The 12,694-nt window shown below is 71.8% G+C and carries 16 protein-coding genes; 7 read left to right on the forward strand and 9 right to left on the reverse strand.

Annotated elements, in window-relative coordinates:
- Positions 1-34: 34 nt before the first annotated feature.
- The 3 genes from M5362_RS14555 to M5362_RS14565 form a co-directional block, all read right to left on the reverse strand.
- On the reverse strand, positions 35-367 hold the full coding sequence (locus M5362_RS14555; protein WP_260227918.1) for a DUF3817 domain-containing protein: 333 nt from the start codon (positions 365-367) through the stop codon (positions 35-37).
- A gap of 65 nt (positions 368-432) precedes the next feature.
- Positions 433-942 carry a MarR family winged helix-turn-helix transcriptional regulator gene (locus tag M5362_RS14560; RefSeq protein WP_260227919.1) on the reverse strand — a complete coding sequence of 170 codons (510 nt, stop codon included), beginning with the start codon at positions 940-942 and terminating at the stop codon, positions 433-435.
- Between the two features lie 20 nt (positions 943-962).
- Positions 963-2,363: an MFS transporter gene (locus tag M5362_RS14565; protein WP_260227920.1), complete on the reverse strand. Its 1,401-nt coding sequence runs from the start codon at positions 2,361-2,363 to the stop codon at positions 963-965.
- Between the two features lie 71 nt (positions 2,364-2,434).
- On the opposite strand from M5362_RS14565, the gene M5362_RS14570 reads away from it, so the two are divergent.
- Positions 2,435-3,427, forward strand: a complete 993-nt coding sequence (locus M5362_RS14570; RefSeq protein ID WP_260227921.1) for a winged helix-turn-helix domain-containing protein — start codon at positions 2,435-2,437, stop codon at positions 3,425-3,427.
- 51 nt (positions 3,428-3,478) lie between these two features.
- On the opposite strand, the gene M5362_RS14575 is transcribed toward M5362_RS14570, so the two are convergent.
- Positions 3,479-3,772, reverse strand: a complete 294-nt coding sequence (locus M5362_RS14575) for an MTH1187 family thiamine-binding protein (protein WP_260227922.1) — start codon at positions 3,770-3,772, stop codon at positions 3,479-3,481.
- The gene (locus M5362_RS14580) at positions 3,769-4,113 is read right to left on the reverse strand and encodes a DUF3817 domain-containing protein (RefSeq protein ID WP_260227923.1); all 345 of its coding nucleotides are present in this window, start codon (positions 4,111-4,113) and stop codon (positions 3,769-3,771) included. Before M5362_RS14580 ends, M5362_RS14575 begins: the two co-directional genes overlap by 4 nt.
- A gap of 112 nt (positions 4,114-4,225) precedes the next feature.
- On the opposite strand from M5362_RS14580, the gene M5362_RS14585 reads away from it, so the two are divergent.
- From M5362_RS14585 to M5362_RS14600, 4 genes are all read left to right on the forward strand, one after another.
- Positions 4,226-4,864: an AIM24 family protein gene (locus M5362_RS14585; protein WP_260227924.1), complete on the forward strand. Its 639-nt coding sequence runs from the start codon at positions 4,226-4,228 to the stop codon at positions 4,862-4,864.
- Complete coding sequence (locus M5362_RS14590) at positions 4,864-5,514, forward strand: AIM24 family protein (RefSeq protein ID WP_260227925.1); 651 nt, start codon at positions 4,864-4,866, stop codon at positions 5,512-5,514. The genes M5362_RS14585 and M5362_RS14590 overlap by 1 nt, the downstream gene beginning before the upstream one ends.
- Positions 5,511-6,299 (forward strand): AIM24 family protein, encoded by a 789-nt coding sequence (locus M5362_RS14595; protein WP_260227926.1) that lies wholly within the window; start codon positions 5,511-5,513, stop codon positions 6,297-6,299. The genes M5362_RS14590 and M5362_RS14595 overlap by 4 nt, the downstream gene beginning before the upstream one ends.
- A gap of 116 nt (positions 6,300-6,415) precedes the next feature.
- Positions 6,416-6,892, forward strand: a complete 477-nt coding sequence (locus M5362_RS14600) for a MarR family winged helix-turn-helix transcriptional regulator (RefSeq protein ID WP_260227927.1) — start codon at positions 6,416-6,418, stop codon at positions 6,890-6,892.
- A 12-nt stretch (positions 6,893-6,904) separates the two neighbouring features.
- On the opposite strand, the gene M5362_RS14605 is transcribed toward M5362_RS14600, so the two are convergent.
- Positions 6,905-8,347 carry a cell wall metabolism sensor histidine kinase WalK gene (locus tag M5362_RS14605; RefSeq protein WP_260227928.1) on the reverse strand — a complete coding sequence of 481 codons (1,443 nt, stop codon included), beginning with the start codon at positions 8,345-8,347 and terminating at the stop codon, positions 6,905-6,907.
- On the reverse strand, positions 8,344-9,036 hold the full coding sequence (locus M5362_RS14610) for a response regulator transcription factor (protein WP_260227929.1): 693 nt from the start codon (positions 9,034-9,036) through the stop codon (positions 8,344-8,346). Before M5362_RS14610 ends, M5362_RS14605 begins: the two co-directional genes overlap by 4 nt.
- A 116-nt stretch (positions 9,037-9,152) precedes the next feature.
- Between M5362_RS14610 and M5362_RS14615 the strand changes: the two genes are divergently transcribed.
- Positions 9,153-9,782, forward strand: a complete 630-nt coding sequence (locus M5362_RS14615; protein WP_260227930.1) for a PepSY domain-containing protein — start codon at positions 9,153-9,155, stop codon at positions 9,780-9,782.
- Between the two features lie 79 nt (positions 9,783-9,861).
- Here the strand turns inward: M5362_RS14615 and meaB are convergent, their stop codons facing one another.
- Both meaB and M5362_RS14625 read right to left on the reverse strand, forming a co-directional pair.
- Positions 9,862-10,818: a methylmalonyl Co-A mutase-associated GTPase MeaB gene (gene meaB, locus M5362_RS14620; protein WP_260227931.1), complete on the reverse strand. Its 957-nt coding sequence runs from the start codon at positions 10,816-10,818 to the stop codon at positions 9,862-9,864.
- Between the two features lie 25 nt (positions 10,819-10,843).
- Positions 10,844-12,046 carry an acetyl-CoA C-acetyltransferase gene (locus M5362_RS14625; protein ID WP_260227932.1) on the reverse strand — a complete coding sequence of 401 codons (1,203 nt, stop codon included), beginning with the start codon at positions 12,044-12,046 and terminating at the stop codon, positions 10,844-10,846.
- A 137-nt stretch (positions 12,047-12,183) separates the two neighbouring features.
- Here M5362_RS14625 and mce point away from each other — a divergent pair, with 137 nt between their 5' ends.
- On the forward strand, positions 12,184-12,624 hold the full coding sequence (mce, locus tag M5362_RS14630; protein WP_260227933.1) for a methylmalonyl-CoA epimerase: 441 nt from the start codon (positions 12,184-12,186) through the stop codon (positions 12,622-12,624).
- Positions 12,625-12,694: the final 70 nt, after the last annotated feature.

Here is a 12,694-nt window from a genome sequence, read left to right on the forward strand (position 1 = left end):
GGGAAACCCCCGCACATCTGTGCGGGGGCTTGCCTCAGGCCTTGGCCGGGGCCGGCTGCGCGCCGCTGACCAGCGGAAGCGTCTCGCGGACGACCGTGCGCTCGACGAAGAACGCGGCGAAGGGAATCGTCCCGGACAGCAGCACCCACAGGAGCTTGCCGAACGGCCACTTCGCCTTGGAGCCCAGGTCGAACGCGAAGATCAGGTAGATGATGTAGAGGACGCCGTGGGCCTGGGAGACCGCGAAGGTCACGTCCTCGCCCATGTCGAACCCGTACTTGAAGACCATGCACGTGCAGAGCACGAGCAGCATGACGGCGGTGATGTACGCCATGACGCGGTAACGGGTCAGCACGCTGGATTTCATGCCGTCGAGCGTAACGGCACGTTCCGGGCGATCTTCGCCCGGGTCCCGGCCCCCGTTCTCCGGGCTCAGGACTCGTCGAAGTCCTCCGCCGAGACGCGCAGGGGGCGGAGCATCGCGAAGATCTCGGCGCACTCCTCGGCGTCGTAGGCCCCGAGCCCGAAGTCCATCGCCATCAGGTCGCGGGTGGCGGCCTCGACGACCTCGCGGCCCTTCTCCGTGATCGAGGCGAGGGTGCCGCGGCCGTCGTTGGGGTTGGGCCGCTTGTCGACCAGACCGGACTTCACCAGCCGGTCCACCGTGTTCGTCACGGACGTGGGGTGGACCATCAGCCGCTCGCCGATCTTGGACATGGGCAGCTCACCGGCCTTGGAGAAGGTGAGCAGCACCAGGGCCTCGTAGCGCGCGAACGTCAGTCCGTACGGCTTGACGACGGCGTCGACCTCCGCGAGGAGGATCTGGTGGGCGCGCATGATCGAGGTGATCGCGGCCATCGAGGGGACCGGGCCCCAGCGCTTCTGCCAGAGTTCGTCGGCGCGGGCGATGGGGTCGAAGGGGAGACTGAGCGGCTTCGGCACGCGTCGACCTTACCCACTGGTCACATGGTGGTCAGCCCTGTCTCGCCCTTCGGTCCTCGCCCTTCGGTCGCCCGCGCTTCCGTCGCCCGCACTTCGAGGACGGCCGCGAGGACGCAGAGCGTCCCGAGGACTCCCGTGCCGGCGACCACGGCGTGGACGGGGAGGAACTCGGCGGCGAGACCGGCGCCGGCCATGCCGACGCCCTGCGCGGTCATCATGCCCGCGGTCATCAGGGTCATGGCCCTCCCCCGCCGCTCCTCGGGGACGGCGGCGACGAACCAGGCGTCGAGGCCGAGCGTGTACGCGCCGGTCGCACCGGCCAGGAGGAGGGCGAGGCCCGCCAGGGCGGCGCCGGGCTCCACGACGTAGAGGAGATAGGGCAGGACGCCGGCCAGGGCCAGCGGGTACACGATCCGGGAGCGGGTCGTGGCGCTCAGCCTGGACCCGGCGAACAGCTCGCCCGCGATGGTACCGACGGGCAGGGCGCACATCAGCAGCCCGAGCGCGGCGGTGGAGACGCCCGCCTGGTCGGCGTAGGGGGCGGCGAGGGCCTCGGGGACGACGGCGAACAGCGGCGGCAGCCAGAACATCAGCATGAGGGCGCGGACGCGGCGGTCGCGGAGGACGGCGAGGTTGCCGCGCTCGCGCGGGGCGGCGGAGCCCCGGGCGGGCCGCTTCCGGGTGCCGAGGCGCAGGAGGAGGGCGGAGGCGAGGAAGGTCACGGCGGTGATGGCGATGGCACCGCGAGCAGGCACGACGGTGAGGAGCACGCCGCCGATGCCGAACCCGGCGAGCAGGGCGCTCTGGGAGACGATCCGCAGGAGGGAGCGGCCGAGGACGAAGAGGTCGCCCTCGCCGAGGATGTCGGTGAGGGTCGCCATCCGGGTCCCGTTGAAGACGGGCGCGACGGCGGCGACGGCGCACCGCAGCACGAGCAGCCCGGCGACGGGGGTGGCGGGCACGACCATGAGCGCGACGCAGCCGGCGCAGACGAGGTCGCAGACGACGAGGACCCGGCGGGGCGGGTAGCGGTCGGCGACGCCGGCGAGGAGGGTGCCGCCGAGGAGGTAGGGGAGGAAGCCGAGGGCGAAGGTGAGGGAGGAGAGGAGCGGGGAGCGGGTGAGGTCGTAGACGAGGACGGTGAGGGCGATCTCGCTGACGACGACCCCGAGGAGGGAGAGCAGGTGGGCGACGAAGACGGTCCGGAACTCCCGCACGGCGAAGACAGCGCGATATCCGGGCCCGCGCCCCTCTCCGGGAGGGCTCCCCGTAGCCACCGCATCGGCATCCACGCGCGCGGGCACGTCGACTTCCGCGAGCGCGGGCGCGTCGGCCTTCGCGAGCGCGGGCCGTGCGCCGGGGGTGTCGGACTCGGGTGTGGTCCCGGGGTTCCGGGAAGGGGCGGCGTCGTGCTGCGGCATGCGGGCAGCGTGCCCGCCGGGCCCGGCGCGACCTAGACTTTCGGCTCCAGCCGAATCTCCCACGAGGCCCCATGCCCTACCACTTCCGCTTCGGCGAGGCCGACTCCCTCAGAATCCGGTTCGCGCTCTCCCCTCTCTGGGAGACGCACTCCGCCGTCCGCGTGCTGGCGCGGCCCCGCCAGCAGGGGTACCACCTGCCGTGGCTGCGGCGGATCCGGGAGGCGGCGGCGGGGCTTGATCTCGGCCCGCTCCAGCTGCTGATGCCCCTGCACGGGCACAGCCCCGACTTCCTGTACCCGCCGCCCGTGGGCCCCGCCGCCGCGTTCGCGGAGGAGATCGCGGCGGTCCGGGAGACCGACCCGGCCCTCGCCCGGGACGACTTCGTGCGGGCGCTCGCCGACACCCCGGGGGCCGCGGCGACCCCGGAGGGGCGGAGGATGCTGGCCGACCCGGCGGGCGCCGTGCAGCGGCTCGCCGATGTGCTCCAGGAGACGTGGGAGGCCCTGATCGCCCCCGAGTGGCCCCGGCTGCGCGCCGTCCTGGAGGCCGACGTGGCGTACCACTCGCGGCGGCTCGCCGAGGGCGGCCTGGAGCGCCTCTTCGGCGAACTCCTGCCGGGCGTCGCCTGGTCCTCGCAGAGCGCGACCCTCACCGTCGCCTACCGCGGCGAACACGTGCGCGCCCTCGACGGCCAGGGCCTGGTCCTGATGCCCTCGGTCTTCACCTGGCCGGACGTGGTGAGCGGCTTCGACCCGCCGTGGCAGCCGACCGTGGTCTACCCCGCGCGCGGGATCGGCGGGCTGTGGACCGAGGCCGGCGACCGTACGCCCGAGGCGCTCGCCCGGCTCCTGGGCCGGGCACGCGCGGACGTGCTGTGCGCGCTGGACGAGCCGGCCGGCACCACCGCGCTGGCCCACCGGCTCGGGCTCGCGCCCTCCTCCGTCTCGGCCCATCTGTCGGTCCTGAGGGAGGCCGGCCTGCTGACCTCCCGCCGCTACGGCCATCAGGTGCTGTACGAACGCACGCCGATCGGGATCGCCCTGACCGGCAGCGCGCGCGAGTGAGCCCCCGGCCCGGAAGGGAGGGGTCGGGGGCTCGGGAACTCGGGACGGCGGTCAGGCCTCCAGGTGGCGTTCCACCGTGGCGACCTTCGAGCTGAGGCCGTCGGTCACGCCCGGCCGGATGTCGGCCTTGAGGACCACGGAGACCCGGGGCGCACGCGCCTCCACGGCGGCGACGGCGCGCTTGACGACGTCCATCACCTCGTCCCACTCACCTTCGATCGAGGTGAACATCGCGTCGGTGCGGTTCGGCAGTCCCGACTCCCGCACGACGCGGACGGCGTCGGCGACGTACTCGCCGACCTCCTCGCCGACACCGAGCGGGGTGACCGAGAAGGCGACGATCACGCTTCCACCGCGCTCTCGCGGCGGGCACGGGAGGCGATGACGGCGTCCGCGGCCTCGCGCTTGAGCTTGCGCTCCGCGTAGAAGCCGCCGAGCGGCAGCACCGAGAGCACGAAGTAGAGGGCGGCGGTCTTGAACTGCCACTTGGTGCGGTTCCAGGCGTCCAGCCAGAACAGCACGTAGAGGATGAACAGGACGCCGTGGATCGCGCCCATCACGGGCACGGCGTTGAACTCGGTCGTGCGCTTGAGCACCGAGCAGACCAGCAGCAGCAGGAAGGAGACGGCCTCCGGGGCGGAGACGAGTCGGAGGCGGTGGAGGGAGGAGGCGGTCTTGATGTCCACGGGAGGGGGTCACCTTCGTTCGATCTTGTGAACGGATGCACAAGGGTGGGCGGCTCCATTGTGCACGCCGACTTTGCTGTCTCTTTAGCCGGGGGGCCCGTAATCTCCCTCCGTGGCAACGTTCCGACTCCAGGGCAGCAAAGTGCTCGCCGTGTCCATGACCGGCGATTCCGTCAAGGCGAAAAACGGCTCCATGGTCGCCTACGACGGCCAGATGGCCTTCAAGAAGATGTCCGGCGGAGGCGAAGGCCTGCGCGGCATGGTCACCCGCCGGCTCACCGGTGAGCAGATGGAGGTGATGGAGGTGAAGGGCCAGGGGACCTGCTGGTTCGCCGACCGCGCCTCCGAGATCAACCTCGTCCAGCTCCACGGCGACAAGCTCTACGTCGAGGCGAGCAATCTGCTCTGCACGGACGCGGGGCTGCGTACCGGCACGACCTTCACCGGCCTGCGCGGCGGGGCGACCGGCAACGGGCTCTTCACCACGACGGTCGAGGGAACCGGTCAGGCGGCGATCATGTCCGACGGCCCGGCGGTGGTGCTGCGCGTCACCCCGCAGTACCCGCTCTCCGTCGACCCCGGCGCGTACATAGCCCACCAGGGCAACCTCCAGCAGAGCTTCCAGTCCGGTGTGACGTTCCGCACCTTCCTCGGCGAGGGTGGCGGCGAGGCGTTCCAGATCCGCTTCGAGGGCGACGGCGTCGTGTACGTCCAGCCGAGCGAGCGGAACACGATCGGGGGCGAGGTCTGATGCCGTTCCGTGAGATCAACTCCAAGATGGTCGAGGCGACCGTCGTCCCCGGACAGCGCATGTTCAGCCAACGCGGCGCGATGCTTGCGTACCGCGGTGACGTCACTTTCACGCCGAACATCGCCGGCGGCCAGGGCGGCGTGATGTCGATGATCGGGCGCCGGGTGGCGGGCGAGGCGACGCCGCTGATGACCGTCGACGGCAGCGGCACGGTGATGTTCGGGCACGGCGGCCACCACATCCAGGTGATCCGGCTGACCGGCGAGACCCTCTACGTCGAGGCCGACCGCCTGCTCGCCTTCGACGGCACCCTGGAGCAGGGCACGATGTTCATGGGCTCCCAGGGCGGGGTCATGGGCATGGTGCGCGGCCAGGTGACCGGCCAGGGGCTCTTCACCACGACGCTCAAGGGGCACGGCGCGGTCGCCGTCATGGCCCACGGCGGCGTGATCGAGCTGCCGATCACCCCGGGACGCGCGGTCCACGTGGACCCGCAGGCGTATGTCGCCCACCACGGCGACGTACGGAACAAGCTCTCCACCGCGCTGGGCTGGCGCGACATGGTGGGCCGGGGCTCCGGGGAGGCGTTCCAGCTGGAGCTGACCGGCAGTGGTGCGGTGTACGTGCAGGCCTCGGAGGAGAAGCTGTGACCGGTCCCGTCGTTCTCGACCCGCAGTCCCTCCCGTCCGACGACAACGTCAATCCGTACACCTTCTGCGTGGAGCTCAAGGGCTCCCAGTGGTTCCTGCAGAAGGGCAAGATGATCGCCTACTACGGGCGGATCGACTTCAACGGCATCGGCCACGGGCGCCTGGACCGCCTGGTCCGTACGTCGTTCCACTCGCCGCTGCACGCGAGCGACTGGGTGGTGGCGGAGGGCAGCGGCAAGATGCTCCTCGCCGACCGGGCCTTCGACGTGAACTCGTTCGACCTGGACGAGGGCAATCTGACGATCCGTTCCGGCAATCTGCTGGCGTACCAGCCGACGCTGGCGCTCAAGCAGTCGATCGTGCCGGGTTTCGTGACGCTGATCGGCACGGGCAAGTTCGTGGCCGCGTCGAACGGGCCGGTGGTCTTCATGGAGCCGCCCATGCGGGTGGACCCGCAGGCCCTGGTCGGGTGGGCGGACTGCCCGTCCCCGTGCCACCACTACGACCACGGCTACATGACGGGCGTGATGGGCGGCGTCCGGGCGCTGACGGGGATCGGCGGGACCTCGGGCGAGGAGCACCAGTTCGAGTTCGTGGGGGCGGGTACGGTACTGCTCCAGTCGACGGAGATGCTGATGGCCGACCGGGCGATCGGTCAGGTCGGCGGGCAGCCGGGTGTCCCGGGCGGCGCTCCCGGGGCGCACGGTTCCGGCCAGGGGGCGCACGGCTCGGTACCGCGCCTTCCCGGACAGCTCGGGGACCTCCAGCGGCGCTTCGGGCTGTAGCCGGTAGTCTGCGGAGTGTGACGCCCTCGAACGTCTGCGCCCGTCGGGGCCCTGGGTGCCCGGCGTCACATTCCCTTACTTCGTCCAGTATTCAACTTCTTAGGTAGAATCCATACATGGAGACCGAGACGGCCACCCCCTGGCTCACCGACGCCGAGCAGTGCGCCTGGCGCACCTATCTGGACGTCAATCGAATGCTGACGTACCAGCTGGAGAAGGACCTCCAGCCCTTCGGCCTGACCATGAACGACTACGAGATCCTGGTGAACCTCTCGGAGTCGGCCGACCGTCGGCTGCGCATGAGCGACCTCGCCACGGCCACCCTCCAGTCCAAGAGCCGGCTCTCCCACCAGATCACCCGCATGGAGAACGCGGGGCTCGTGCGCCGCGCCAACTGCGAGTCGGACCGGCGCGGGCTGTACGCGGTCCTGACCGACCAGGGCATGGAGACCATGCGCAAGGTGGCGCCCCACCACGTGGAGTCCGTGCGCAAGCACTTCATCGACCAGCTGACGACGGAGGCGCTCGGCGACCTCCACGAGTCCCTGAAGCCCGTCGCGGAGCAGCTCCGGGGCCGTCGGGGGAAGCCCTAGGCTCCGACGTCCCTAGGCTCCGTCGTCCAGCGGCTTTTCCGCGAGCGGGCTTTCCGCGAGCGGCAGACGGAGTTCGAACAGGGCCCCGCCCGTGGGTGCTTCACGGACGGTGAGCCTGCCACCGTGCCGTACGGCGACGTCCCGGGCGATGGCCAGCCCGAGCCCCGCGCCGCCCTCGTCGCGGCCGCGCGCGTCGTCGAGCCGCACGAACCGCTCGAAGATCCGTTCACGGTCGGCCTCCGGCACCCCCTGCCCGTCGTCGGCCACGTCGAGCACGGCCCGGTCCCCCGACCTCCGTACGGTGACCGTCACCTCCGCACGGGCGTGCCGCCGCGCGTTGTCGAGCAGATTGGCGAGCACCCGCCCCAGCTGCCCCCGGGAGCCGGTCACCTCGACCGGCTCCGCGGCCTCCACCGTCACGCCCGGCCGCCCTGCCGCCTCCTCCGTCGCCAGCGCGGCGAGGTCGACCGGGGCGCCGGCGAGCCGCTCCCCCGCGTCGAGCCGGGCGAGCAGCAGCAGGTCGGCGGCGAGGTGCTGGAGCCGTACGGTGTCCTCGACCGCGCCCGGGACGTCAAGCAGCTCCGGATGCGCGGCGCCCACCTCCAGCTGGGTGCGCAGGCTCGCGATGGGGCTGCGCAACTCGTGCGAGGCGTCGGCGACGAACCGCCGCTGCCGCTCCACGGACGACTCCAGGGCCGTCAGCGTCTCGTTCGTGGTCCGGGCGAGCCGGGCCACCTCGTCGTGCGTGGCGGGTTCGGGGACCCGCCGCGACAGATCCTGCGAGGCGGTGATCTCCGCCATCTCACGGCGGATCGACTCGACGGGCCGCAGCGCCCGCCGGGTCACCAGCCAGGTCACCGCGGCCACCACCGCGAGCAGCAGCGGCAGTCCGACGAGCATGGCGGTGGCCGCGGTCCCCACCGCGTCCCGCCGCGCCCCCAGCGACGCTCCCGCGAACACCAGGACCGTCTCGTCCCGGCGGTCGGTGACCTCCACCTGGGTGAACCGGTAGTCGTCGCTCTCCCCGTCGACGGTGGCGCTGCCCTGCCCGTGCCAGGTCACGTCACCGATCTCGCCCGTGCCGGGGTCGTCCGCGTCGTCATCGTCGTCCCGCCCGGCCCCGGGGCTCGCCTCCGGAGTGACGTCGGGCACGCCGGTCCCGCTGATCGCCGTGAGCCCCTCGCTGACCGCGAGGACCCGGCCGTCGCGGTCGACCACCTGCACCGGGTTCTCGTCGCCGTCCGGCAGGTCGAGCGCCGGGTACGGGGTGCCGGCGGCGATCCGGCCGGCGACCTCGCGGGCGACGCCGTCCGCCTCCCCTTCCGCCTGGCTCGTGAGGTTGCCCCGCAGGGACAGCAGGACGGCGATACCGGCGGCGACCAGGGCGACGGCCACCACCGCGGTCGCGCCGAGGGTGGCCCTGGCGCGGACCGAGGAGAACCACCGGCCGCTCACCGCGCCTCCAGCCGGTACCCGGCGCCGCGCACCGTGTGGATCAGGGCGGCGCCCAGCTTGCGGCGGAGCGTGCTGACGTACACCTCGACGATGTTCGGGTCGCCCTCGTAGGCGAAGTCCCAGACGTGCTCCAGGATCTCGGCCTTCGAGACAACCTCGCCGGAGCGCAGCGCGAGCTGTTCCAGGACCGCGAACTCCTTGGCGGTGAGCGTGACCTCGTCCTCGCCGCGGTGCACGCGGCGGGCCGCGGTGTCCACGCGCAGCTCGCCGAGGTCGAGGAGCGGGGAGGCGCCCGCCCCGCGCCGACGCAGCAGCGCCCGGATCCTGGCCACCAGGACGACGTAGGAGAACGGCTTGGTGAGGTAGTCGTCGGCGCCCGTGTCGAGGCCCTCGGCCTCGTCGTACTCGCCGTCCTTGGCGGTCAGCATCAGGATCGGCACGTCGTCGCCCGCGGCGCGCAGCGCGGAGCAGACCCGGTACCCGTTCATTCCGGGCAGCATCACGTCGAGCACGATCAGGTCGTACGGCGATCCGCCCGCCCGGTGCAGTCCCTCCAGGCCGTCGTGGACGACGTCGACGACGTACCCCTCGGCGGTCAGGCCCTTGGCGAGGGAGAGGGCGAGCCGCTTCTCGTCCTCCACGATCAGCAGTCGGGAGGGACGAGGCGAGGCGTGGTGGGCGAAGCTCATGGGGCCAGGTTCGCAAACGGAAGCTGAAGGCGCCTTCAGGTGGCTTCAGGCTGCGTTCAGGTCGCGTTGCGCACAGTGGGGTCCGTCGAACGAACCACGCCGGGTTGGAGGACCCCATGAAGCGCAACATCGTCATCGCCACCGTCGCCGCGGCCGCCGTGGTCTGCGGAGGAACCGCGGTCGCCTTCGCGGACGACGACGGGAGCCGGGACGACCGGACCGCCGTGCGGAGCGCGAAGGTGACCGCCGTACAGGCGATCGGCACCGCGCTGAAGGCTCAGCCGGGCACGGCCGTCTCGGCCGACCTGGACGACGACGGACGCGGTTGGGAGGTCGACGTCCTGGGCGCGGGCACGACCTCGTACACGGTCCAGGTGGATGCCGGCACCGGCAAGGTGCTCGGCAAGGAGACCGACCGCGACGACGACCGGGACGACGCCGACGACCGCCGCGCCCTGAAGGGCGCCTCCGTCGACGCCCGGAAGGCGGCCGAGGCGGCCTCCGCGAAGGGCGCCGTCACCTCCGTGAGCCTGGACGACGACGACCGCGCCGCGGCCGCCTGGGACATGGACACCGTGAACGGCGACTGGCGGGTCGACCTGAAGACGGGCCAGGTCACGGCGGACGACGACGGCCAGGACGGCCGGGACGAGGACGACCGGGACGACCGCGCCGAGGCGGCCGGCCACGCGGACGACACCGCCGACGACGACGGCAACAACGCCGACGCCGACGACAACGACTGACCGACGCGAGGCGCCGCCGGCCGGGCATGGGCCCGGTCGGCGGCGCGTTCGTCTTCTCGGTCTGCCGGCCTTCGGTCCGTCAGGCCTCGGTCAGGCCCGCCACCAGCTCGTCCGCCGCGCGGTACGGGTCGAGCTCGCCCGCCACGATGCGTTCCGCCAGCGCGTCCAGCCGGCGGTCGCCGTGGAGGTCGCCGATGCGTTCGCGCAGCGCCGTGACCGCGATCGTCTCGACCTCGCGCGCCGAGCGCGACCGGCGGCGCTCCGCCAGGACCCCGTGCTCCTCCATCCAGGCGCGGTGCTTCTCCAGCGCCTCGACGACCTCGTCGATGCCCTCGCCGCGCGCCGCGACCGTCTTCACGATCGGCGGCCGCCAGTCGCCGGGGCCGCGCGCCTCGCCCAGGCCCAGCATGTGGTTCAGCTCGCGGGCCGTCGCGTCCGCGCCGTCCCGGTCCGCCTTGTTCACCACGTACACGTCGCCGATCTCCAGGATGCCCGCCTTCGCGGCCTGGATCCCGTCGCCCATTCCGGGAGCGAGGAGCACCACCGACGTGTCGGCCTGGGAGGCGATCTCCACCTCCGACTGACCGACACCGACGGTCTCGACGAGCACCACGTCACAGCCGGCCGCGTCCAGGACGCGGATCGCCTGCGGCGCCGACCAGGCGAGCCCGCCCAGGTGGCCGCGGGTCGCCATGGAGCGGATGTAGACGCCCGGGTCGGAGGCGTGCTCCGACATCCGGACCCGGTCGCCGAGCAGCGCTCCCCCGCTGAAGGGGGACGAGGGGTCGACGGCCAGGACGCCGACCCGCTTGCCGGCCCGCCGGTACGCGGAGACCAGCGCCGACGTCGACGTGGACTTGCCCACGCCGGGCGAGCCGGTCAGGCCCACCACGTACGCGCCGCCCGTCAGCGGCGCGAGCGCCGCCATCACCTCACGCAGCTGCGGGGACGCCCCCTCCACGAGTGAGATCAGCCGGGCCACGGCGCGCGGCCTGCCCTCCCTCGCCTGGGCGACCAGTTCGGGGACGTCCACCATGTTCAACCGCTCCTTGGTTCCGGTGCTACTTGCCGGGTACGCGAACGATCAGAGCGTCGCCCTGACCGCCGCCGCCGCACAGCGCCGCCGCGCCGACACCGCCGCCGCGCCGCTTGAGCTCCAGGGCCAGGTGCAGCACCACACGGGCGCCGGACATGCCGATGGGGTGGCCCAGGGCGATCGCGCCACCGTTGACGTTCACCTTTTCCGGGGTGACGCCGAGGTCCTTCATTGACTGGACGGCGACCGCCGCGAACGCCTCGTTGATCTCGATCAGGTCGAGGTCCTCGACGCCCAGGCCCTCCTTCTTCAGGGCGTGCCGGATGGCGTTGGACGGCTGCGACTGCAGCGAGTTGTCCGGGCCGGCCACGTTGCCGTGGGCGCCGATCTCGGCGATCCACTCCAGGCCCAGCTCCTCGGCCTTCGCCTTGCTCATCACGACGACGGCGGCGGCGCCGTCGGAGATCTGCGAGGAGGTTCCGGCGGTGATGGTGCCGTCCTTGGTGAAGGCCGGGCGCAGCTTGCCGAGCGACTCGACGGTCGTCTCGGCGCGGATGCCCTCGTCCTTCGAGAAGATCACCGGGTCGCCCTTGCGCTGCGGGATCTCGACCGGGGTGATCTCGGCCTCGAAGATGCCGTTCTTCTGCGCGGCGGCGGCGCGCTGGTGCGACAGCGCGGCGATCTCGTCCTGCTCGGGGCGCTTGAGGCCGAGGTGGGTGTTGTGCTTCTCCGTGGACTCGCCCATGGCGACGTTCTCGAAGGCGTCGGTGAGACCGTCGTACGCCATCGCGTCGAGCATCTCGACGGCGCCGTACTTGAAGCCCTCGCGGGACTTCGGCAGCAGGTGCGGGGCGTTGGTCATCGACTCCTGGCCGCCGGCGACGACCACGTCGAACTCACCCGCGCGGATGAGCTGGTCGGCGAGCGCGATGGCGTCCAGGCCGGAGAGGCACACCTTGTTGATGGTGAGCGCCGGGACGTTCATCGGGATGCCGGCCTTCACGGCGGCCTGGCGCGCGGGGATCTGGCCGGCGCCCGCCTGGAGCACCTGCCCCATGATCACGTACTGCACCTGGTCGCCGCCGATGCCGGCCCGGTCGAGCGCGGCCTTGATGGCGAAGCCGCCCAGGTCGGCGCCGGAGAAGGACTTGAGGGAGCCGAGCAGACGGCCCATGGGCGTGCGGGCGCCCGCGACGATCACTGAGGTGGTACCGGTCGTTCCAGACATGAGGCACAGCCCCTAGGGATGAGGAGTGAACGAGGGTTTACCGCCAATGTACTGAGCGGTGCCGTACGCGGTCACCGGCCTGCCGGTGTGACGGCGCGCACGTTGCGTAACCATCCCCCTGGCGCTGCACTGGAGGCATGCTGACGCGAATCGACCACATCGGGATCGCCTGTTTCGACCTCGACAAGACCGTCGAGTTCTACCGTGCGACCTACGGTTTCGAGGTGTTCCACTCCGAGCTGAACGAGGAGCAGGGCGTCCGCGAGGCCATGCTCAAGATCAACGACACCTCCGACGGCGGAGCCTCGTACCTCCAGCTCCTGGAGCCCACCCGGGAGGACTCCGCGGTGGGCAAGTGGCTGGCCAAGAACGGCGAGGGTGTCCATCACATCGCCTTCGGCACGGCCGACGTCGACGGGGACGCCGAGGCCATCCGTTCCAAGGGCGTCCGGGTCCTCTACGACGAGCCGCGGACCGGCTCCATGGGCTCCCGGATCACCTTCCTCCACCCCAAGGACTGCCATGGTGTGCTGACCGAACTGGTCACGTCGGCTGATCCCTCCTCAGCGGAGCACTGACCTCCGGATTCCTGGCCCGGTAGAGTGGGCGGCTCCGGGCCGGGGCCGGTCGGTGCCGCATGCCATGCGG

This window comes from Streptomyces sp. Je 1-79 (genome assembly GCF_025195125.1).
Lineage (GTDB): Bacteria > Actinomycetota > Actinomycetes > Streptomycetales > Streptomycetaceae > Streptomyces.